The following is a 20,724-nucleotide window of genomic DNA, read 5'->3' as shown; positions in this document are numbered from 1 at the left end:
CTGGCGGCTGGCGGCTGGCGGCTGGCGACTGGCGGCTGATATCGCTCGCCCATGCCCTGGCGGTTCGATCCGGCTGGCGACTGGCGATCCCCTGAGGCTATGATTGCGCGGTTTGTCGGCTGCCCAGCGGAATCGCCATGCGCGTCTTGATGATCTCGGATGTCTATTTTCCCCGCGTCACCGGTGTCTCGACCTCGATCCAGACCTTTGCGCGCGAATTCGTCGATCAGGGGCACGCGGTCACCCTGATCGCCCCCGAATACGCACAACCAGGGGACGACGACGAGCCCTTCGAGATCCTGCGCATCCCTTCGCGCTATCTGCCGATCGACCCCGAGGATCGGATCCTGCGCCCACGCAAGCTGCGGCGTCATCACGACCACCTGGCCGCGGCCGGGTTCGACCTGGTGCACATCCAGACCCCCTTCCTCGCCCACTATCTCGGGCTCGGGCTGGCGCGACGGCTCGGCGTGCCGGTGATCGAGAGCTATCACACCTTCTTCGAGCAGTATCTGCACCACTACGTGCCCTGGCTGCCCTCGGCATGGATGCGCTGGGCCGCGCGTCGCTTCTCCGCCGCCCAGTGCAACGACGTCGACGCCATCGCCGTGCCCTCGCGGGCGATGCTCGAGGTGCTCGAGCGCTATGGCGTGTACACCCCGGCGCGGGTGATCCCCACCGGGATCGAGCTCGGCCAGTTCAGTCGCGGCGATGGCGCGCGTTTTCGCGCACGTCACGGCATCGCCGCCGATCGTCCGGTGCTGGTTCACGTCAGCCGTCTGGCCTTCGAGAAGAACATCGACTTCGTGCTGCGCGTGCTGGCACGGATCAAGACGCGCATCCCCGAGGTGTTGCTGGTGGTGGTCGGCGAGGGTCCGGCGCGCGCCGAACTCGAGGCCCAGGCACGCGAGCTGGGGCTGGCCGAGAACACCCTGTTCACCGGCTATCTCGACCGCGACGGCAGCCTCGAGGACTGCTATCGCGCCGGTGAGGCCTTCGTCTTCGCCTCGCGCACCGAGACCCAGGGGCTGGTACTGCTCGAGGCGATGGCGCTCGGCGTCCCCGTGGTCTCGACCGCGGTGATGGGGACGGCGGAGGTACTCGCCGGGGCCGACGACAAGGGCGCGCTGATCGTCCCGGAGGACGAGCAGGTCTTCGCCGATCAGGCGGCACGGATCCTCAGCGACACCGGGTTGCGCACGCGTCTGGCGCGCGGCGCCGAGGCACACGCCCAGTCGTGGTCGGCGCCGGCGCTGGCCGAGCGGATGCTGGGGTTCTATGCGGAGGTCTGCGGGGGCGGTTGCGACGGACGTGGGCAACAATCGTCCGACATGGCGGGGCGTGGGACGCCCGAGGGGCAGTTCGGCGGCTGAGGTCAGGCCATCACGTCGATCAGGCTGCCGATCATCTCGTCACCGGCCGCGACCACCTTGCTCGAGGCCTCGACCTGACGCAGGTTCTGCGTCTGCTCGACCAGCGGTTCGGTCAGCTCGCGGGTCGAGCCCTGACCATTGAGGGTCTGCGCGCTGGCGATCTCGGCGGCGTTCTGACGCACCCCCTCGGTGCCGACACGGATCCCCTGCAGCCCTTGGTTGATACCTGAGATCATCTCGTCCTCCGTTCTCGGCCTGTTCGATCCGGACGACTATCGCGCCGCCCTGCCCGCCCCGGAAAACCGGGCCTCACCAGTCACCATAGCCGAGGCGAACGACGCACGGGGGCCGGTCTGTGCATTGTGCACATCAGTTCTCGATTCCGGCGGCACGGGCACGCAGGGTCTCGGCGCGGGCCGCGCCGAGATAGCGCTCGATCAGCGCGCGCACCAGATAGATCACCGGGGTGAGCGCCACCGCGACCACGAACTTGTAGAGATAGTTGACCGTGCCCACCGCCAGGAACAGCTCCAGCGACCAACGCTGCGGCCCGAGCACGAAGGCGATGTAGAGCACCACGAAGCTGTCGATGAGCTGCGAGACCAGGGTCGAGCCGGTGGCCCGCGCCCACACCCAGCGCGGCCCGGTGGCGCGACGGATGCGGTGAAAGATCGTCACGTCGATCAGCTGACCGATCAGGAAGGCGATCACCGAACCGGCGATGATCCACATCCCCTGGCCGAAGATCACCGCAAAGGCCGCCTGCATGTCCGGCACCCCGCGCGCGGACTGGATGCCCACCCACCACTCGGCCGGGGCGAGCAGGATCGCCAGATAGGCGAAGACGAAGGTGTAGAGGATCAGCCCGACGGTGAGATAGGAGAGCAGCCGCACCCCGCGCCGACCGAAATACTCGTTGATGATGTCGGTCATCACGAACACCACCGGCCACAGCAGCACCCCGGCGGTGAAGTTGAGCGAGCCGCTCTGGCCGAACAGCTCCCAGTCGAGCGGCGCGATCCCCAGGGTCGGCTCCAGGGCGAAGATCTTCACCCCGAGCAACTCGGCGATCAGCGCATTGCAGACGAAGAAGCCGCCGAGGACGACGAACAGCTTGGTCGATCGGTCGAAGGTCATGGGCGGGTTCCTCCCTGCGGGGCACACCACCCGCCCATGTCGGTCAGGACTTGGGCAGGGTCACCCCGCGTTGGCCCTGATACTTGCCGCCACGGTCCCTGTAGGAGGTCTCGCAGACCTCGTCGGACTCCAGGAAGAGGATCTGCGCCACACCCTCGTTGGCATAGATCTTCGCCGGCAGCGGCGTGGTGTTGGAGAACTCGAGCGTCACATGGCCCTCCCACTCGGGTTCGAGCGGGGTGACGTTGACGATGATCCCACAGCGCGCATAGGTGCTCTTGCCCAGACAGATGGTGAGCACGTTGCGGGGGATCTTGAAGTATTCCACCGTCCGCGCCAACGCAAAGGAGTTCGGCGGGATGATGCAGACATCGGACTTGAGGTCGACGAAGCTGTTGGAGTCGAACGCCTTGGGATCGACCACCGCCGAGTTGATGTTGGTGAAGATCTTGAACTCGTCGGCGCAACGGACGTCATAGCCGTAGCTCGAGGTCCCGTAGGAGATCATGCGCCCCCCCTCGCCCTCGCGCACCTGCCCGGGCTCGAAGGGATCGATCATCCCGTGCTCGACGGCCATGCGCCGAATCCAGCGATCTGATTTGATGGCCATCGCGGCATCCTCGTACGTGAAAAAACCGGTTACTTTAACCTGTTAGCGCACGTCAAGGAAGCATGGATAGAACCGCGAAGACGCGAAGAACACAAAGCAAGCGAATGGCCAGCGGCCAGCGGCCAGCGGCCAGCGGCCAGCGGCCAGCGGCCAGGAGATTGAACCGCAAAGCCGCAAAGCACGCAAAGGGGTTCAAGCTGCCAGCCATCAGCGGCCAGCCGCCAGTGGAGGGACTGACCTCGACGATAGCGTCCCCCATTCACTGCCGGCTATCGGTTGGCGTGCGTTTCCGACCAACACTCGAAGACAGGCAGCCACTGGCGGCTGGAGGCTGATCACTGGAGGCTCTTCCCTTCTTCGCGCTCTTTGTGTCTTTGCGGTTCAACCGTTCCGACTGGCAGCTGGTCGCTGACCGCTGGCGACCCTCGAGCCTCAGTTGTTCTCGATCACGATGCGCGGGAACTTGGCCGCATAGTCCTTTGCCTGCAGCGAGAGCTTGGCGGCGGTCTTGCGGGCGATCTCGCGATAGATCTCGGCCGAGCGCGACTCGGGGGCAGCGACCACTGTCGGCTTGCCGCCATCGGCCTGCTCGCGGATGGCGATGTCGAGCGGCAGCGCACCGAGCAGGTCGACGCCGTACTGCTCGGACATCGCCTGCCCGCCGCCCTCGCCGAAGATGTGCTCCTCATGACCGCACTTGGAGCAGATATGCATGCTCATGTTCTCGACGATACCGAGCACCGGCACCTCGACCTTCTGGAACATCTTCAGCCCCTTGCGCGCATCAAGGAGGGCGATGTCCTGCGGCGTGGTGACGATCAGCGCGCCCGAGACCGGCACCTTCTGCGCCAGGGTCAGCTGGGTGTCGCCGGTGCCCGGCGGCAGGTCGATCACCAGATAGTCGAGCGCCGACCAGTTGGTGTCCTTGAGCAGCTGCTCGAGGGCCTGGGTGACCATCGGGCCACGCCAGATCATCGGCGTCTCCTCGTCGATCAGAAAACCGATCGACATCGCCTGCAGACCATAGCGCTGCATCGGCTCCAGGGTGTTGCCGTCGCGCGACTCGGGCTGACCGGTGATGCCGAGCATGCGCGGCTGCGAGGGACCGTAGATGTCGGCATCGAGCAGCCCGACCTTGGCGCCCTCGGCGGCGAGCGCCAGCGCCAGGTTGACCGCGGTGGTCGACTTGCCGACACCGCCCTTGCCCGAGGCCACGGCGATGATGTTCTTGACGTTGTCGATCGGCTTGAGCGACTTCTGCACCGCGTGCGCCTTGATCTCGGTGACGACCTCGACCTCGGCCTGCTCAACCCCGGGCAACGCGACGACGCGCTCGCGCACCGCCTCGGCGATCTGCGCGCGCACCCCATCGGCGGGGAAACCGAGCGAGATGGCGATGCCGACCCGCCCCCCGTCGATGGTGATGTCACGCACGGCTTGGGCGGTCACCAGATCTTGGCCCAGGTGCGGCTCCTGGTAGGACTTGATGGCGTTCTCGATGGCTTCTCTGGTGGGTTCGGACATGCGGTACTCCGTGTGAGGACAGGTCCGCGCGCCGGAGGATGCGGGGCGGGCGCGCGGAGGATCCGTCGGCGACGACGCCGCGCGGGCTTGACGCCAGTGTTGGTATCAGAAAGCGCTAATTCAAGCGCAAAGCCGCGCGGCGGGGCAAGGGGATCCATCAGCTGCCAGCCTCCAGCCTCCAGCCTCCAGCCTCCAGCCTCCAGCCTCCAGCCTCCAGCCTCCAGTGGGGAAGCTTGGCATCGGCGGGCGGCGGCTGGTGGCTGATTGCGAGCTGCCAGCGCCCAGCGCTCAGCCTCCAGAGGGGAAGCTTGGCGCCGATGGCTGACGACTGGTGGCTGACGACTGACGGCTGATTGCAAGCTTCCAGCCCCCAGCTCTCAGCCTCCAGTGGGAAAACTTGGCGCCGGCGGCTGACGGCCGGCGGCTGACAGCTGGTGACTGGCGGCTGGCGGCTGGCGGCTGGCGGCTGGTCGCTGGTCGCTGGTCGCTGGAAGCTGACCGCCGACGCCACCATGGCCGCTATCGCGCCAGTCGTGGAATAATAGCGGGCATTCACCCCCCGTTCCCGAATCATCCGAGCCCATTCATGAGCACGACCCGCGACATCCTGATCACCAGCGCCCTCCCCTATGCCAACGGCCCGATCCATCTCGGGCATCTGGTGGAGTACATCCAGACCGACATCTGGGCGCGCTTTCAGAAGATGCGCGGGCACAACTGCTGGTACGTCTGCGCCGATGATGCCCACGGCACCCCGATCATGCTGCGCGCACGCCAGGAGGGGATCGAGCCCGAGGCGCTGATCGCGCGCATCAGCGCCGAGCACCAGGCCGACTTCGCCGCCTTCCGCGTCGGCTTCGACAACTATCACTCGACCCACTCCGAGGAGAACCGGCACTACGCCGGGCTGATCTACGCCCGCAACCGCGACGCCGGCCATATCGAGCGGCGCACCATCACCCAGGCCTATGACCCGGTCGAGCAGATGTTCCTGCCCGATCGCTTCATCAAGGGCGAGTGTCCCAAGTGCGGCGCCGCCGACCAGTACGGCGACAACTGCGAGGCCTGCGGCGCGAGCTACTCGCCCAACGAGCTGAAGAACCCGCGCTCGGCCGTCTCTGGCGCGGTGCCCGAGCAGCGCGAGTCCGATCACTACTTCTTCAAGCTCGGCGACTTCGAGGAGATGCTCAAGGGCTGGACCCGTGGCGGCGGGCTGCAGACCCAGGTGGCCAACAAGCTCGACGAGTGGTTCGAGGCCGGGCTGCAGTCCTGGGACATCTCGCGCGACGCCCCCTACTTCGGCTTCGAGATCCCCGATCATCCGGGCAAGTTCTTCTACGTCTGGCTCGACGCCCCGATCGGCTACATGGCCAGCTTCCGGAACCTCTGCGACCGGCTCGGCGCCAGCCAGCCCGGGCTCGACTTCGAACGCTTCTGGGGCAGCGACTCCGAGGCCGAGCTCTATCACTTCATCGGCAAGGACATCGTCTACTTCCACGCCCTGTTCTGGCCGGCGATGCTCCACGGCGCCGGGTTCCGCACCCCCGACGCGGTGTTCGCCCACGGCTTCCTCACCGTCGACGGACAGAAGATGTCGAAGTCGCGCGGCACCTTCATCAAGGCGCGCACCTATCTCGACCATCTCGACCCCGAGTATCTGCGCTACTACTTCGCCGCCAAGCTCGGCGCCGGGGTCGACGACATCGACCTCAACCTCGAGGACTTCACCGCGCGGGTCAACGCCGATCTGGTCGGCAAGGTGGTCAACATCGCCAGCCGTTGCGCCGGTTTCATCACCAAGCGCTTCGACGGCAGGCTCGCCGACACCCTGGCCGCGCCCGAGCTGTTTGCCGAGTTCGCCGCCGCCGGCGAGCGCATCGCCGCCGCCTACGAGGGGCGCGAATACGCCCGCGCGGTGCGCGAGATCATGGCCCTGGCCGATCGCGCCAACCAGTACATCGACGAGCAGGCGCCCTGGGTGGTCGCCAAGCAGGACGGGCGCGAGCAGGAGCTGCACGGCATCTGCTCGATGGGGATCAACCTGTTCCGGCTGCTGATCGGCTATCTGCGCCCGATCCTGCCCGGCACCGCCGCCGACGCCGAGGCCTTCCTCCAGGTCGAGCCGCTGACCTGGTCGGTGCTCGCAACCCCCCTGCTCGGCCATGAGATCGCCCGCTTCAAGCCGTTGATGCAGCGCATCGAGCCGGCCCAGGTCGAGGCCATGATCGAGGCATCGAAGGAGGATCTGGCGGCCACCGCGCAACAGCAACCGGCGCCGGCCAACCCGCACCTCGAGGCCGATCCGATCGCCGAGACCATCGACTTCGAGACCTTCGCCAAGCTCGACCTGCGCATCGCCCGCATCGCCGCGGCCGAGCAGGTCGAGGGCGCGAAGAAGCTGCTGCGCCTGACCCTCGATCTCGGTGGCGAGACCCGCAACGTCTTCGCCGGCATCCGCGCCGCCTACGACCCGGCCGACCTCGAGGGCCGGCTGACGGTGATGGTCGCCAACCTCGCCCCGCGCAAGATGCGCTTCGGCGTCTCCGAGGGCATGGTGCTCGCCGCCGGCCCCGGCGGCAGCGACCTCTTCATCCTCTCGCCAGACAGCGGCGCCGAGCCGGGGATGCGGGTGAAGTGATCGCGGGCCGGGGCCGCGCCCCCGGTGTGATCGGGAACCTGCGGGCGCCACCGGTTGACGAATGCGGTGGAGTCCACCCGCGCCAATCCCCACAATCCACGCGGTGACAGCCCGAACCCGAGGGGTTCAGACTGGATGCAGCACCCCGCATCCCGGCCGGGGCCGTGCACTCGGCCACGGCGGTTGTCGCGGTTCATGCGGGCGCGTATTCTTAGAGAATTTCGCCCGCCTCGTCGGTGCCTCTCGCGCGCGAGCGCGTCATCGACCCCGAGTCTCAATTCCGATACGAAGACGGCATGACTGAATACGCGCTCATCCTGGTCGGGACGGTCCTGGTCAACAACTTCGTTCTGGTCAAGTTCCTTGGCCTGTGCCCCTTCATGGGGGTGTCGAAGAAGCTCGAGACGGCCGCCGGCATGGGTCTGGCCACCACCTTCGTGCTGACCCTCTCCTCGATCAGCTCCTGGCTGGTCAACGAGTATCTGCTGGTGCCGCTCGGCATCGAGTATCTGCGCACCATCGCCTTCATCCTGGTGATCGCCGTGGTGGTGCAGTTCACCGAAACGGTGATGCACAAGACCAGCCCGGTGCTCTATCAGGTGCTCGGGATCTTCCTGCCGTTGATCACCACCAACTGCGCCGTGCTCGGCGTCGCGCTGCTCAACCTGCAGGCCGATCACACCCTGGTCGAGGCCACCCTCTACGGCTTCGGCGCCGCGCTCGGCTTCTCGCTGGTGCTGACCCTGTTCGCGGCGATCCGCGAGCGGGTGGCCGTCGCCGACGTCCCCGAACCCTTCCAGGGCAGCGCCATCGCCCTGGTCACCGCCGGCCTGATGTCGCTCGCCTTCATGGGCTTCGCCGGCCTGGTCGCGAACTGATTTGAACGCCCGAGAGCCATGCTGACCGCCATCCTCGCCTTCGCCGCACTCTCCGCCGTGTTCGGGCTGCTGCTCGGCTACTCGGCGATCCGCTTCCACATCGAGGGCGACCCGATCGCCGACCAGATCGACGCCCTGCTGCCGCAGACCCAGTGCGGCCAGTGCGGCCACCCCGGTTGCCGTCCCTATGCCGAGGCCGTCGCCCGCGGCGAGGACGACATCAACAAGTGCACCCCGGGCGGCGAGGCCACCGTACAGGCGCTGGCCGATCTGCTCGGTCGCGACCCGGTGGCGCTCGACGCCGAGGAGAAGCTGCCGGCGGTCGCCCACATCGACCCGCAGAACTGCATCGGCTGCACCAAGTGCCTGCAGGCCTGCCCGGTCGACGCCATCGTCGGTGCGGCCAAGCAGCTCCATGCCGTGCTCGACGAGGCCTGCACCGGCTGCGAGCTGTGCCTCGCGCCCTGCCCGGTCGACTGCATCAGCATGGTGCCGGTGGCCACCGATATCCGCTCCTGGCGCTGGCCCTATCCGCAGCAACAGGACGACTCCCGGCGCGCGGCCGCCTGATCCACGAGGAGCCGACATGGCAGCCAACCCCGTACCCTCCAGCGAGCGTCGTCTGTGGACCTTCCACGGCGGCATCCACATCGCCGACGAGAAGGCGTTGTCGAACGCCAGCGAGATCGCCGTCGCGCCCGTCCCGAAGCAGCTGGTGATCCCGCTGCAGCAGCACATCGGCGCCTCGGCGCGGGTGCTCGTCGCAGTCGGCGATCGCGTCCTCAAGGGCCAGTGCATCGCCGCCGCCGATGGCTATGTCAGCGCCCCGGTGCACGCCTCGAGTTCGGGCACCGTGATCGCCATCAAGGAGCGACCGGTGCCGCACCCCTCGGGACTCTCGGCGCTCTGCGCGGTGATCGAGACCGATGGCGAGGATGCCTGGGCCGAATTGCCCGAACCCATGACCCACTATGCCCAGCTCGATCCGGCCGAGGTGCGCGAGCGCATCCGCTGGGCCGGGGTGGTAGGCATGGGTGGGGCCTCCTTCCCCACCGGGGTCAAGCTCAACCCCGGTCCGGACCGGCGCATCGACACCCTGGTGATCAACGGCGCCGAGTGCGAGCCCTACATCACCTGTGATGATCGCCTGATGCGCGAGCGCGCCAGCCGCATCCTCGAGGGCGTGCGCATCATGCGCCACCTGCTCGGCGGCCCCGAGGTGCTGATCGGCATCGAGGACAACAAGCCCGAGGCGATCGCGGCGATGCGCTTCGCCCTCGGCGAGAGCGACCTGCGTGCCAGCGCCGAGGTGGTGGCCATCCCCACGCTCTACCCGAGCGGCGGCGAGAAGCAGCTCATCCGCATCCTCACCGGCAAGGAGGTGCCGAGCCACGGCATCCCGGCGCAGATCGGCATCGTCTGCCAGAACGTCGGCACCGCGCACGCGGTGGCCGAGGCGGTGCTCGACGGACGCCCGCTGATCTCGCGCGTGGTCACCGTCACCGGGCGCGCGATCACCGCGCCGCGCAATCTCGAGGCGCGCATCGGCACCCCGGCGACCGACCTCATCGCCTGCTGCGACGGTTATCGCGAACAGCCGCGCAAGCTCGTCTGTGGCGGCCCGATGATGGGCTTCGAGCTGGGAGAGCAAGGGGTTCCGGTGACCAAGCCGGTCAACTGTCTGCTCGCGCTCACCGCCGCCGAGGCCCCGGATCCCGGCCCGGCGCTGGCCTGCATCCGCTGCGGGCGCTGCGCCGACGCCTGCCCGGCCAACCTGCTGCCCCAGCAGCTCTACTGGTTCGCCCGCGCCAAGGACTTCGACCACGCCCAGGACTACAACCTGTTCGACTGCATCGAGTGCGGCTGCTGCGCCCAGGTCTGTCCCAGCCACATCCCGCTGGTGCAGTACTACCGCTATGCCAAGACCGAGGTGTGGGCGCGCGAGCAGGAAAAGCGCAAGGCCGAGGAGGCACGCCAGCGCCACGAGGCCAAGCAGGCCCGTCTCGAGCGCCAGGAGCGCGAACGTCAGGCGCGGATGCGCCAGAAGAAGGAGGCGCTCGCCGCCAAGGCCAAGGCCGAGAGCGGCACCAGCAGCGAGGCCAAGCAGGCGGCGATCGCCGCGGCGCGCGCCCGCGCCGCAGCCAAGCAGCAGGGCGCCGGCGAACCGACCAAAGGCGCCTGAGCGCCGCCGACGGCGCCCCACCGATCCCGCAACCCCTTTCGAGCTTCGTGAATCCGCATGACTAGCACACTGATCTCCTCCCCCCACGTCCCTCGGGTCAACCGGGTCGATCGCGTCATGCTCCAGGTGCTGCTCGCGCTGGTGCCCGGGGTGCTGGCGATGACCTGGTTCTTCGGCTGGGGCGTGCTCGTCAACGTCACCCTCGCGGTCGGTTTCGCGGTGATCGCCGAGGCGCTGGTGCTGCTGCTGCGCCGTCGTCCGGTGCTGCCGGCGCTGGGCGATCTCAGCGCGGTGGTCACCGCGGTGCTGTTCGCCATCTCGGTGCCGCCGACCCTGCCCTGGTGGATGACGCTGCTGGGGATGTTGTTCGCCATCGTGCTGGTCAAGCAGCTCTACGGCGGGCTCGGCTACAACCCCTTCAACCCGGCCATGGCCGCCTATGTCTTCCTGCTGGTCTCCTACCCGGTGGCGATGACCAGCTGGCTCGCCCCCGAACTGCTCTCGGGGATCGACCTGTCGTTCGGCGACTCGCTGGCGATGATCCTCCATCAGGTGCTGCCCGCCGGGGTCGACTGGGACGCGGTGACCGCCGCGACCCCGCTCGACGAGATGCGCACCCAGCTCGACGAGCAGCTGACCATCGCCGAGATCCGTGACCAGAGCGCGCTCTGGGGCGTGTTCGGCGGTCGTGGCTGGGAGTGGGTCAACGCCGCCTTTCTGCTTGGCGGTGCCTATCTGCTGTGGCGTCGCACCATCACCTGGCACATCCCGGTGTCGATGCTCGCCGGGTTGCTCTCGCTGGCCACCCTGTTCTGGCTGATCGATCCGCAGACCCACCCCTTCCCGGCCTTCCATCTGTTCAGCGGCGCGGCCATCCTCGGCGCCTTCTTCATCGCCACCGACCCGGTCACCGCCACCACCACCCGCCGCGGCCAGCTGATCTATGGCGCCTGCATCGGCGCCACGGTGTTCGTGATCCGCACCTGGGGCGGCTACCCCGATGCGGTCGCCTTCGCGGTGCTGTTGATGAACATCGCCGCCCCCACCATCGACTACTACACCCAGCCACGCGTCTTCGGACACGGTAGAGAACGCGCCCGATGAAGATCAGACCTATCCTGCTCGCCGCCTTCGTACTCAGCGCCTTCGCGGTCAGTGGTGTCGCCCTGGTGGTGATCACCCAGGCGGTCATGGACGATCGCATTGCCGAGAACCAGCGCCAGGCCATGGAGCGCAAGCTCGCGGCCATCCTCCCCGCCGGTCGCGCCGACAACGACCCGCTCACCGACACCATCGAGGTCAGCGCCCGCGAACTGCTCGGCGCCGACACCACCCGCGTCTACCGGGTGCGCCAAGGTGACGAGCCGGTCGCGGTGATCCTCGAACCGGTGGTCCCCGACGGCTATGCCGGCCCCATCCGCCTGCTGGTCTCGGTGCTCACCGACGGCACCGTCGGCGGTGTACGGGTGCTCTCGCACCACGAGACCCCCGGGCTCGGCGACAAGATTGAGGAGGCCAAGTCCGACTGGGTCTACGGCTTTGCCGGCACCTCGCTCGGCGACCCGCCGATCGAGCGCTGGGGGGTGAAACGCGATGGCGGCGACTTCGACCAGTTCACCGGCGCAACCATCACCCCGCGCGCCATCGTCAAGGCGGTCAAGAACACCCTGATCTATGTCGATCAGCAGGGCGCACGTCTCTATCAGGAGGCATCCTCCCAGCCCCAGACCGCGAACCGACCCGCCACCGCAACCGACCAGGAGGCCTCCTGATGGCGAAGGACCAGGGCTATCTGCCGCTCGTCACCGAGGGCCTGTGGCACAACAACCAGGCGTTGGTCGCCCTGCTCGGGCTCTGCCCGTTGCTGGCGACCACCACCAGCGCGACCAATGGTCTCGGCATGGGGCTGGCGACCACCGCGGTACTGGTGCTCTCCAACGTCACCATCTCGCTGATCCGCAATCTGGTGCGCCCCGAGGTACGACTGCCGGTGTTCGTGCTGGTGATCGCCTCCTTCGTCACCGCCGTCGAGCTGACCATCCAGGCGCACTTCTACGAGCTCTATCTGGTGCTCGGGTTGTTCATCCCGCTGATCGTCACCAACTGCGCGATCATCGGCCGCGCCGAGGCCTTCGCCTCGAAAAACCGCGTCGACCGCGCCCTGGTCGACGGTCTGGCGATGGGGGTGGGCTTCACCCTGGTGCTGATGGCGCTCGGCGCGCTGCGCGAGCTGGCCGGTCAAGGCACCCTCTTCTACCAGGCCCACCTGTTGCTCGGCGAGGCGGCGCGCGGGCTCACCATGACCCTCGGCGACGACTTCCAGGGCGCGCTGATCGCCATCCTGCCGCCCGGTGCCTTCATCGGTCTGGGGCTGCTGATCGCGCTCAAGAACCTGATCGACAAGTGGGCGGGCCTGTTTGCCCGCTGGCGCGCCCGGCACACGGCGCCGGCAGCGGCCGAACCGAGTCTGGGCTGAGGCAGCGCACGGCCCGATTGCCAAAGCGCGGCATAGCCCCCATAGTATTCAGGGGAATAGGATCCATCCTTTCCCCGGGTGCCGGTCTGCTCCGGCACCGCAACGATGCAGGGAGGCATCGTCCAGACGGCCCATCAGGGTCGGCTATCACGATGGACCGACGGGGCAAGGTCCCCGTTCAGCGTTGCGGCGAGGGCCTCCGGCCATCGATCGCCGCCAGCCATGCAACCATTGAGTGAACGATCGCGCGCGGGATCCTAGGATTCCGCACTCAGCACCTTGGGAAGCGACGCCTCCGGCCGTCTCGGCCAGTACCGTCGCCGCCGGGGCCCGCGCCATGCGGCCCCGGCTCGATCAGACTCAAGGCGCACCTATTCTCGGGGCAGGGTGAAATTCCCGACCGGCGGTGACTCCGCAACAGCGGACAGCCCGCGAGCGCCTGCCGTGACACGGCAGGGTCAGCAGACCCGGTGAGACTCCGGGGCCGACGGTTAGAGTCCGGATGACAGAGGATAGGGTCGCGACCCGGTCCGTCCCCTCGCGGGGGCGCGACCGCGCTGTGCCCGCTCCCCTTCACTGCCCTGATTCAGATCACTCGAACGTCGTTTCAGCGAGCCATGAATCAGATTCAAGCCTTTCCCCTACTCAACCGTTTCGGTGATCCCGAAACGCGTGTCGCCAACGCCATCGCCGCCCTGCGCGCAGGCTCCGGCGTCCTGCTCGTCGACGACGAAGACCGCGAGAACGAGGGCGACCTCATCTTCCCGGCCGAGACCATCGAGCCGGCACAGATGGCGCTGCTCATCCGCGAGTGCAGCGGCATCGTCTGTCTCTGTCTCGAGGAGGCGCGGCTGCGCCAGCTCGAGCTGCCGATGATGGTCGAGGACAACACCAGTCGTAACGGCACCGCCTTCACCGTCACCATCGAGGCCCGCGAGGGCGTGACCACCGGCGTGTCGGCGGCCGATCGCGTCACCACCATCCGTACCGCGATCGCCCCGAACGCCCGCCCCGAGGACCTCGCGCGTCCCGGTCATGTGTTCCCGCTGCGCGCCCGACCCGGCGGCGTGCTGGCGAGACGCGGTCACACCGAGGGCACCGTCGACCTGATGCGTCTGGCCGGCTTCACCCCCGCCGGCGTGCTCTGCGAGCTGACCAACCCCGACGGCACCATGGCACGACTGCCGGAGATCGTCGACTTCGCACTGCGTCACCAGATGCCGGTGCTGACCATCGAGGATCTGGTCGCCTACCGTCAGCGCACCGAATCGGCTCCATCGATCGACCAGCTGGATGCCGCACTGGCCCGCGAGTCGGCCTGACCCCTCTCCGTCGCGGCGCCCCCACGCCGCGACTGCTCCAACCCCACCGTACGATCGAGACCGCCCCGCAACACCGGGGCGGGTCTTTGACAATCGCCATCTTGCCAATGTATAAACGAAAACGATTTGCGTTTGTGCATTCTCCGCGCATCGAACGCCGATCATGCTTTGCTTTGCGCCTTTCCGTTCGTGATTGTTTCTCAGGGGAAATAACAAGATGTCAGTTCGTACACTCTCGGCCGCGGTCGCACTCGCGATCGCCGGTCAGGTCCCGGCCTATGCCGATACGCTCGAGCAGCGGGTCGCGCGCCTGGAGCAGCAGAATCAGGCCCAGGCGAAACTGATCGCCGAGCAGCAGGCCGCCCTTGAGGGTACACCCGAGCGGGTCAAGAAACTCGAGACCGCACTCGAGGAGCGACGCACGGAACAGAACTGGGGGACCGGCTGGTTCCAGCGCATCGAGATCGCCGGCCTGATCGAGGTCGAGGCCAACCACACCAGCCCCTATGTCGGCAGCGACGAGAGCGACATCGTGCTGGCGACCTTCGAGCTCGGCATCTCGGCACAGGTCAACGACTGGGTCGAGGCCAATGCCTCGCTGCTCTACGAGGAGGATGACACCGATCTCGAGGTCGACAACGCCTATATCACCATTGCCAACCTCGAGCACAGCCCGCTGTTTCTCACCGCCGGTCAGTTCTACGTGCCCTTCGGCGCCTACGAGACCAACCTGGTCTCCGATCCGCTGACCCTGGAGATCGGCGAGGCGCGCGAGACCGCGCTCCAGGTCGGCTTCGTCCACGGCGACTTCAACGGCAGCGTCTACGCCTTCAACGGCGACCGCAAGATCGATGGCGAGAACGAGATCGGCAGCTGGGGCGCCAACCTCGGCTTCGCCCAGGCCTTCGATGATCGCGCCTGGAGCCTCGGCCTCGGCTACATCAGCGACCTCGGCGACTCCGACACCCTGCAGGACACCATTGCCGACAATCGCGCCGGGCTGGTGGATGCCAGCGAGCGTACCGGCGGGTGGACCGCCAATGCCTCGGCCACCTTCGGTCCCTTCAACCTGATCGGTGAGTACCTCGCCGCCACCGAAGAGTTCGAGGTCGACAGCCTGAGCTTCGAGGGCGAGGGTGCCAAGCCCAGCGCCTGGAACATCGAGGCCGGCTATACCTTCGAGGTGATGGGCAAGGAGGTGGTCGCCGCCGCGGCCTATCAGGGCACCACCGAGGCCGTCGCGCTGGAGCTACCCGAGGAGCGCTGGCTGGTCGGCGTCTCGGTCGGCGTGTTCGACAACACCGCCGTGTCGCTGGAATGGTCGCACGACACCGACTACGATCGTGCCGAGGGCGGCACCGGCGAGTCCGGCAACACCATCCTGGCCAAGCTCGCCGTCGAGTTCTGAGCCAGGACGAAGACCGCACCGCCTCGCCGTCGGGGGGCGGCGGGTGCGGCGCGGGACCCGGGGCTGGTCGAGCCGGTCCCGACGATGGCAACCCGCAGGAGTCGCCCCCGAGATGCACATCCATACCCTCGAACGCTGGCAACACCACCACGACTTCGCGGTCCACAACGACCGTGGCGAGCGCAACACCTATTACGTGTTGCTGCTGACCGCCGTGGTGATGGTGATCGAGATCCTCGCCGGCACCGTCTATGGCTCGATGGCCCTGCTCGCCGACGGCTGGCACATGGGCACCCATGTCGCCGCCTTCCTCATCGCCATCCTCGCCTATCGCTATGCCGCGCGGCACGCCCACGACCCCGCTCACAGCTTCGGCACCGGCAAGGTCAACGTGCTCGGCGGCTTCGCCAGCGCCATCGCACTCGGCACCGTGGCGCTGATGATGCTGATCGAGTCGGTGCAACGACTGATCGACCCGCAGACCATCCACTTCAACGAGTCGATCCTGGTCGCCCTGCTCGGGCTCGCGGTCAACCTCGCCAGCGCCCTGCTGCTCAAGGACGCGCACCACCACCATCATCACGGTCATGACCACGGCCACCATCACGATCACGACGACCATGAGCACGAGCACGACCATGGCCACGACCACAACCTGCGCGCGGCCTATGTACACGTCATCGCCGATGCCATGACCTCGCTGCTGGCGATCGCCGCGCTGCTCGCCGGCAAGCTGCTCGGCTGGCACTGGCTCGACCCGGTGATGGGCATGGTCGGCGCCATCATCATTGCCGTCTGGGCCTATGGACTGCTGCGCGAGAGCGCACCGATCCTGATCGACGCAAGCATCGAGGCACCCTACCGCGAGGCGATCCGCGCAGCGATCGAGGCCGATGCCGACAATCGCGTCGCCGACATCCATGTCTGGCGGATCGGCGCCAATCACTATGCCGCCATCCTCTCGCTGGTGACCCACGAGCCACGACCGGTGGAGCACTACAAGCGCCTGCTCGCCGACTTCGACCGCATCGCCCACCTCACCATCGAGGTCAACGCCTGCGCCGGACCCTCCTGCCTGACACAGCGCTGACGAGAGCCCCACGCGGCCGACGCGCGCGACGCTGGAACTCGACGACGATCGCCACAACCTGAGATCCAGAGTCACCCACATTCACGCGCCGCGCCGCCCCGCCCGAGACGGCGCACTCCGGTCGCGGCGCAATCAGATCGAGGCACCCCATGGACGCAGACGTCATCGTCATCGGCGCCGGACTCTCCGGTCTCGCCTGCGCCATCCATCTTCGCAAGGCCGGGATCGAGCCCCTGGTGCTCGAGGCCGGCGACCAGGTCGGTGGCCGCGTCGCCACCGAGCGCCGCGACGGCTTCCTGCTCGACCGCGGCTTCCAGGTCCTGCAGACCTGGTACCCCGAGGCCCGGCGCATGCTCGACTATCAGGCTCTCGACCTGCGCCCCTTCTATCCAGGCGCATTGAGCTGGTTCGACGGTCGGCTGCACCGCGTCAGCGATATCTGGCGACGCCCGCTGCGCCTGCCCCAGATGCTCGTCTCGCCGGTCGGCACCGCCGCCGACAAGTTACGGCTGCTGCGACTCCGTCACCAGGCACTCGCCGGCGATCTCGCCGCACTCTACGCCCGCCCCGAGACCAGCGCTGCGGCGCGACTCGAGGCACTCGGCTTCTCGCCACGGATCCGCGAGCGCTTCTTCCTGCCGTTCTTCTCCGGGGTCTTCTTCGACCCGGAGCTCGCGGTCTCGAGCCGGGCCTTCGAGTTCGTCTTTCGCGCCTTTGCGCTCGGCGACACCGCGCTACCCGCGGGGGGGATGGCACAGATCCCACGCCAGCTCGCCACCCGGCTGCCGAACGGGACCATCCGACTCGGCAGCCGGGTCGAGCGGATCGAGCGCGATCGCGTACTGCTCGAATCGGGACAGCGACTACGCGCCCGCGCCGTGGTGATCGCCACCGACGTCAACGCCGCCGCGCATCTGCTCGACGAGCCCCAGCGCCCGATGCGCGCCACCACCTGCTTCCACTTCGCCGCGCCGCAGCCACCGCTCGAGGGCAACGCGCTGGTGATCAATGGCAGCGGCCACGGGGTGGTCAACAGCCTGCTGTGCCCGAGCAACCTCTCCGAGCACTATGCCCCGCCCGAACGCGCCCTGGTGACGGTCAACTGTCTCGGTGCGGCCCATAACCCGGACACCCTGGAGACACAGATCAGACAGGAGCTGGCGGACTGGTTCGGAGAGGCCGTCGGCGGCTGGGAGCGACTCGCGGTCCATCGCATCCCTCAAGCGTTGCCGCTCCAGCAGCCACCGGTACAGTCGCTGCGAACGGCCCCGCAACGGGGCGAGCGAGTCTGGGTGTGCGGAGAGATGGCGGGGCCGACCTCGATCCACTGGGCGCTGAGCAGTGGCCGGCTCGCCGCCGAGGCGGTGGTCGGCAGCGTCCGGCCGCGCGCGGTGCGTCAGCACGTCTGAACGCGCACGCCGCTCACTCGAACAGCAAACGGTTGTCGGTACCGGCGCAGCCGGCCATCTCGGCATAGAGACGCTCGGCCTGGGTCCAGTCGAGCGCAGGGAAGACCGCCCGCGCCTCGGCGAGCTTGTCGCGCAGCGCCGTCTCGCTCTTGTCGGCGACCGCTGCGGCATGGGCACCGATGCCCTCCTCGCGGATGAACAGACAGGCATCCATCAGATCGGCGAGCTTGACGATGAAGGCCAGCGGCGTGTGGCGCAACGCCTGCTTGCGCGCGATCACCTCAGGGGCGATCTCGCGCTCGATCCGTTCCAGCGGATCGGCGCGACCGGCGACCTCGGCCACGCGACGCTTCAGCGGCGAGGGCATATCGCCCATCAACAACTCCGGGGCATCGTGGAGCAAGGCATATTCCAGGGCCTGCAGCCGCACCTCGGGGCCGGGGTCCTCGGGCATCACCCGCGAGAGCAGCTCGCGGGTGATCATCGCGACCAGATAGTGGTGCTCGGCAAGCGTCTGGTTGCGCGCGCAGCGTACCGAGTGCCAGCGGGTGACATGACCGGAGCGGGCGATGTCACGCATGTTGAGCTTGAGGTCCTGCATCACGGCCATCCATCGGACAGGGGGCATCCCATGCTGACCGAGTCGAGCGACGGGCGCAACGGCGTCAGAAACCGGTGACCGCGGCCTCGATCCCCTGGGTCCACCCCAGGCCCATCAAGGACACCAACACCATACCCGCGGCCATTGAACCACCCAGGAACGCACGCATCTCTCATCTCTCCTTCGGGGACTGCCCCCATGACGTTCGACCGATTCTCTCCCCGTCGACGACGGGCGGGATGCCGCCGCGAATCGCGGCCGACATCCATATCAATAGAGATAACGTCTCTCATTCTTTTTTCAATGAGCGCGGTATCCGGCACGACCGGGTCGCGGCCGGACAGGAGCCGACGGTACGGCTACAATGTGCCGATCACCGCGCCACGGCGCGCTCCAGACCCAACGATGCAACGCTACTACTTCACCCTCGACATCCCGGCCAGCGAGTATCTGCGCTACTACAGCGGCGCTGCGGCACGGGTACTGGTCAAGGTCCACGACGGTCGCACCCTGTCACTGCCGGCGGTGAACCTGCGTCGCTTCGTCACCAACGCGGGGATTCGAGGCGCCTTCTGTCTCACCGTCGACGACGATCAGCGCTTCGTCTCCCTCGAACGCCAGGACCGCGCCACGCCCGGCGTGCGCGCCTGAACCGCCGCCGTCCAGATCCAGCCCTTCCCGGGCATGTCAGAACATCAGGTTTCCCCCATGAACACGAATTTCTCCGACTATCCGCTCGATCCCTCGCTGCTGCGTGGCATCGAGCAGGCAGGCTATGCGCAGCCGACCCCGGTCCAGGAGGCGGTGCTCGAGCCCGCCCTCGATGGTCGCGACCTGATGGTGTGCGCCGCCACCGGCTCGGGCAAGACCGCCGCCTTCCTGCTGCCGATGATGCAGCACATGCTCGAGACCCCCAAGGCCGACGGCGGCACCCGGGCGCTGATCCTGGTACCGACCCGCGAGCTGGCGCGTCAGGTACGCGAGCACTTCATGCGCATCGGCGGTCACACCCGCCTCGGCGTCGACGTCATCACCGGCGGTGACTCGCGCGCCCACCAGATCGCGTCCCTGCGCAGGAACCCGGAGTTCCTGATCGCGACCCCGGGACGGTTTCGCGAGATGCTCGAGCACAATCGCACCGAGCTCGACGACCTCGAGTTCCTGGTGCTCGACGAGGCCGACCGGATGCTCGAGATGGGGTTCGTCGAGGACGTCGTGACCATCATCCAGAACAGCAACCCGGAGCGTCAGTCGCTGCTGTTCTCCGCCACCCTGGAGCGACGCGGACTGGAGCGGATCACCGCAATCCTGCTCGACGACCCGCTGCGATTGACCCTCGACGCGGTCCGCGAGGCCCATCCCGACATCCGTCACCAGTGCCTGCTCAGCGACGAGGTCGCGCACAAGCGCGAGCAGCTGCGCTGGCTACTCGCCAACGAGACCTTCGAGAAGGCGCTGGTGTTCGTCAACAGCCGCGACCTGGCCACCGAGCTCGGCGGCTGGCTCGGCGCCCAGGGTGAGCGCGTCGCCGTGCTCCACGGCGAGCTTGAGCAGCGCGAGCGCAACCGGGTGATGGGACTGCTCCACCAGGGCAAGGTGCGGGTGCTGGTGGCCACCGATCTGGCCGCGCGCGGGATCGACGTCCCCGGGGTGGAGCGGGTGTTCAACCTCGAGGTCCCACGCAACGGCGAGGACTATCTGCATCGCACTGGGCGCACCGGACGTGCCGGTGAGCAGGGCGTCGCCGTGAACCTGGTCGGCCCGACCGAATGGAACCGCATGGAGAGCATCAGCCGCTTCCTCGGACTCGCGCTCGAGTGGCGCGCGATCGACGGGCTGGAGGCACGCTTCAAGGGACCGGCGGCGAAGAAACGGCGCAAGACCCCGGCCAGCCGGGTCAAGGCCAAGAAGACAACGGCACGCGCCGCCACCAAGGACAAGGACAAGCAGCGTCACCGCGACCGCAAGAACATCGGCAAGCGCCGCGCCCCCTCGGGCAAGGCCGTCGAGGCCGGTCACGCCCCACTGAGCCGCAAACGCCGCGACGAGGGCGGGACGGAGGAGCGCTGAGTCGAA

19 protein-coding genes and 1 riboswitch are annotated in these 20,724 nt (G+C 67.7%); of the genes, 14 read left to right on the top strand and 5 right to left on the bottom strand.

The window, feature by feature from the left end; genetic code table 11:
- Nucleotides 1-137: 137 nt before the first annotated feature.
- Nucleotides 138-1,373, top strand: coding sequence for a glycosyltransferase (locus ACAM26_RS07545; protein ID WP_123139897.1), 1,236 nt, complete (start codon nucleotides 138-140; stop codon nucleotides 1,371-1,373).
- Nucleotides 1,374-1,375: 2 nt separating this feature from the next.
- Here ACAM26_RS07545 and ACAM26_RS07540 read toward each other — a convergent pair whose 3' ends face one another.
- From ACAM26_RS07540 to apbC, 4 genes are all read right to left on the bottom strand, one after another.
- Complete coding sequence (locus ACAM26_RS07540) at nucleotides 1,376-1,609, bottom strand: hypothetical protein (protein WP_062274146.1); 234 nt, start codon at nucleotides 1,607-1,609, stop codon at nucleotides 1,376-1,378.
- 133 nt (nucleotides 1,610-1,742) lie between these two features.
- A complete protein-coding gene (locus tag ACAM26_RS07535; protein WP_062274144.1) occupies nucleotides 1,743-2,510 on the bottom strand; it encodes a queuosine precursor transporter in 768 nt (255 codons plus the stop codon).
- Between the two features lie 43 nt (nucleotides 2,511-2,553).
- A complete protein-coding gene (gene dcd / locus ACAM26_RS07530; RefSeq protein WP_062274142.1) occupies nucleotides 2,554-3,120 on the bottom strand; it encodes a dCTP deaminase in 567 nt (188 codons plus the stop codon).
- 432 nt (nucleotides 3,121-3,552) lie between these two features.
- Nucleotides 3,553-4,644: an iron-sulfur cluster carrier protein ApbC gene (apbC, locus tag ACAM26_RS07525; protein ID WP_123141642.1), complete on the bottom strand. Its 1,092-nt coding sequence runs from the start codon at nucleotides 4,642-4,644 to the stop codon at nucleotides 3,553-3,555.
- A gap of 586 nt (nucleotides 4,645-5,230) precedes the next feature.
- Here apbC and metG point away from each other — a divergent pair.
- The 11 genes from metG (at nucleotide 5,231) to ACAM26_RS07470 (ending at nucleotide 18,047) form a co-directional block, all read left to right on the top strand.
- Nucleotides 5,231-7,282: a methionine--tRNA ligase gene (metG, locus tag ACAM26_RS07520; RefSeq protein WP_123141643.1), complete on the top strand. Its 2,052-nt coding sequence runs from the start codon at nucleotides 5,231-5,233 to the stop codon at nucleotides 7,280-7,282.
- 296 nt (nucleotides 7,283-7,578) lie between these two features.
- A complete protein-coding gene (rsxA, locus tag ACAM26_RS07515) occupies nucleotides 7,579-8,160 on the top strand; it encodes an electron transport complex subunit RsxA (RefSeq protein WP_062274135.1) in 582 nt (193 codons plus the stop codon).
- Between the two features lie 18 nt (nucleotides 8,161-8,178).
- On the top strand, nucleotides 8,179-8,730 hold the full coding sequence (rsxB, locus tag ACAM26_RS07510; RefSeq protein ID WP_005224363.1) for an electron transport complex subunit RsxB: 552 nt from the start codon (nucleotides 8,179-8,181) through the stop codon (nucleotides 8,728-8,730).
- 16 nt (nucleotides 8,731-8,746) lie between these two features.
- Nucleotides 8,747-10,342, top strand: coding sequence for an electron transport complex subunit RsxC (rsxC, locus tag ACAM26_RS07505; RefSeq protein WP_369613363.1), 1,596 nt, complete (start codon nucleotides 8,747-8,749; stop codon nucleotides 10,340-10,342).
- A gap of 57 nt (nucleotides 10,343-10,399) precedes the next feature.
- Nucleotides 10,400-11,446, top strand: a complete 1,047-nt coding sequence (gene rsxD, locus ACAM26_RS07500; RefSeq protein ID WP_123141645.1) for an electron transport complex subunit RsxD — start codon at nucleotides 10,400-10,402, stop codon at nucleotides 11,444-11,446.
- Nucleotides 11,443-12,114 (top strand): electron transport complex subunit RsxG, encoded by a 672-nt coding sequence (gene rsxG / locus ACAM26_RS07495; RefSeq protein WP_369613362.1) that lies wholly within the window; start codon nucleotides 11,443-11,445, stop codon nucleotides 12,112-12,114. Before rsxD ends, rsxG begins: the two co-directional genes overlap by 4 nt.
- Nucleotides 12,114-12,818 carry an electron transport complex subunit E gene (locus tag ACAM26_RS07490; RefSeq protein WP_369613361.1) on the top strand — a complete coding sequence of 235 codons (705 nt, stop codon included), beginning with the start codon at nucleotides 12,114-12,116 and terminating at the stop codon, nucleotides 12,816-12,818. The genes rsxG and ACAM26_RS07490 overlap by 1 nt, the downstream gene beginning before the upstream one ends.
- Nucleotides 12,819-13,187: 369 nt before the next feature.
- Nucleotides 13,188-13,336, top strand: a riboswitch (FMN riboswitch).
- A 99-nt stretch (nucleotides 13,337-13,435) separates the two neighbouring features.
- Complete coding sequence (gene ribB / locus ACAM26_RS07485; RefSeq protein ID WP_123141648.1) at nucleotides 13,436-14,140, top strand: 3,4-dihydroxy-2-butanone-4-phosphate synthase; 705 nt, start codon at nucleotides 13,436-13,438, stop codon at nucleotides 14,138-14,140.
- A gap of 217 nt (nucleotides 14,141-14,357) precedes the next feature.
- The gene (locus tag ACAM26_RS07480) at nucleotides 14,358-15,548 is read left to right on the top strand and encodes an LbtU family siderophore porin (RefSeq protein ID WP_123141649.1); all 1,191 of its coding nucleotides are present in this window, start codon (nucleotides 14,358-14,360) and stop codon (nucleotides 15,546-15,548) included.
- A 112-nt stretch (nucleotides 15,549-15,660) separates the two neighbouring features.
- A complete protein-coding gene (gene dmeF / locus ACAM26_RS07475) occupies nucleotides 15,661-16,638 on the top strand; it encodes a CDF family Co(II)/Ni(II) efflux transporter DmeF (RefSeq protein WP_369613360.1) in 978 nt (325 codons plus the stop codon).
- Between the two features lie 149 nt (nucleotides 16,639-16,787).
- Nucleotides 16,788-18,047: an NAD(P)/FAD-dependent oxidoreductase gene (locus tag ACAM26_RS07470; protein WP_369613359.1), complete on the top strand. Its 1,260-nt coding sequence runs from the start codon at nucleotides 16,788-16,790 to the stop codon at nucleotides 18,045-18,047.
- A 13-nt stretch (nucleotides 18,048-18,060) separates the two neighbouring features.
- Here the strand turns inward: ACAM26_RS07470 and ACAM26_RS07465 are convergent, their stop codons facing one another.
- The gene (locus ACAM26_RS07465; RefSeq protein WP_123141652.1) at nucleotides 18,061-18,648 is read right to left on the bottom strand and encodes a YfbR-like 5'-deoxynucleotidase; all 588 of its coding nucleotides are present in this window, start codon (nucleotides 18,646-18,648) and stop codon (nucleotides 18,061-18,063) included.
- A 405-nt stretch (nucleotides 18,649-19,053) separates the two neighbouring features.
- On the opposite strand from ACAM26_RS07465, the gene ACAM26_RS07460 reads away from it, so the two are divergent.
- Together ACAM26_RS07460 and ACAM26_RS07455 are read left to right on the top strand one after the other, a co-directional pair.
- The gene (locus ACAM26_RS07460) at nucleotides 19,054-19,299 is read left to right on the top strand and encodes a DUF2835 domain-containing protein (protein WP_123142357.1); all 246 of its coding nucleotides are present in this window, start codon (nucleotides 19,054-19,056) and stop codon (nucleotides 19,297-19,299) included.
- Between the two features lie 57 nt (nucleotides 19,300-19,356).
- The gene (locus ACAM26_RS07455; protein WP_123141654.1) at nucleotides 19,357-20,718 is read left to right on the top strand and encodes a DEAD/DEAH box helicase; all 1,362 of its coding nucleotides are present in this window, start codon (nucleotides 19,357-19,359) and stop codon (nucleotides 20,716-20,718) included.
- Nucleotides 20,719-20,724: the final 6 nt, after the last annotated feature.

It is taken from the genome of Marichromatium sp. PS1 (genome assembly GCF_041155115.1).
GTDB classification, from domain to species: Bacteria; Pseudomonadota; Gammaproteobacteria; order Chromatiales; family Chromatiaceae; genus Marichromatium; species Marichromatium gracile.
This window is presented reverse-complemented; position numbering and strand designations above follow the sequence as displayed.

Coding starts and splice junctions, on each gene's coding strand:
- ACAM26_RS07545 (WP_123139897.1), top strand. CDS start 138: ATGCGCGTCTTGATGATCTCGGATGTCTATTTTCCCCGCGTCACCGGT.
- ACAM26_RS07540 (WP_062274146.1), bottom strand. CDS start 1,609: ATGATCTCAGGTATCAACCAAGGGCTGCAGGGGATCCGTGTCGGCACC.
- ACAM26_RS07535 (WP_062274144.1), bottom strand. CDS start 2,510: ATGACCTTCGACCGATCGACCAAGCTGTTCGTCGTCCTCGGCGGCTTC.
- dcd (WP_062274142.1), bottom strand. CDS start 3,120: ATGGCCATCAAATCAGATCGCTGGATTCGGCGCATGGCCGTCGAGCAC.
- apbC (WP_123141642.1), bottom strand. CDS start 4,644: ATGTCCGAACCCACCAGAGAAGCCATCGAGAACGCCATCAAGTCCTAC.
- metG (WP_123141643.1), top strand. CDS start 5,231: ATGAGCACGACCCGCGACATCCTGATCACCAGCGCCCTCCCCTATGCC.
- rsxA (WP_062274135.1), top strand. CDS start 7,579: ATGACTGAATACGCGCTCATCCTGGTCGGGACGGTCCTGGTCAACAAC.
- rsxB (WP_005224363.1), top strand. CDS start 8,179: ATGCTGACCGCCATCCTCGCCTTCGCCGCACTCTCCGCCGTGTTCGGG.
- rsxC (WP_369613363.1), top strand. CDS start 8,747: ATGGCAGCCAACCCCGTACCCTCCAGCGAGCGTCGTCTGTGGACCTTC.
- rsxD (WP_123141645.1), top strand. CDS start 10,400: ATGACTAGCACACTGATCTCCTCCCCCCACGTCCCTCGGGTCAACCGG.
- rsxG (WP_369613362.1), top strand. CDS start 11,443: ATGAAGATCAGACCTATCCTGCTCGCCGCCTTCGTACTCAGCGCCTTC.
- ACAM26_RS07490 (WP_369613361.1), top strand. CDS start 12,114: ATGGCGAAGGACCAGGGCTATCTGCCGCTCGTCACCGAGGGCCTGTGG.
- ribB (WP_123141648.1), top strand. CDS start 13,436: ATGAATCAGATTCAAGCCTTTCCCCTACTCAACCGTTTCGGTGATCCC.
- ACAM26_RS07480 (WP_123141649.1), top strand. CDS start 14,358: ATGTCAGTTCGTACACTCTCGGCCGCGGTCGCACTCGCGATCGCCGGT.
- dmeF (WP_369613360.1), top strand. CDS start 15,661: ATGCACATCCATACCCTCGAACGCTGGCAACACCACCACGACTTCGCG.
- ACAM26_RS07470 (WP_369613359.1), top strand. CDS start 16,788: ATGGACGCAGACGTCATCGTCATCGGCGCCGGACTCTCCGGTCTCGCC.
- ACAM26_RS07465 (WP_123141652.1), bottom strand. CDS start 18,648: ATGCAGGACCTCAAGCTCAACATGCGTGACATCGCCCGCTCCGGTCAT.
- ACAM26_RS07460 (WP_123142357.1), top strand. CDS start 19,054: ATGCAACGCTACTACTTCACCCTCGACATCCCGGCCAGCGAGTATCTG.
- ACAM26_RS07455 (WP_123141654.1), top strand. CDS start 19,357: ATGAACACGAATTTCTCCGACTATCCGCTCGATCCCTCGCTGCTGCGT.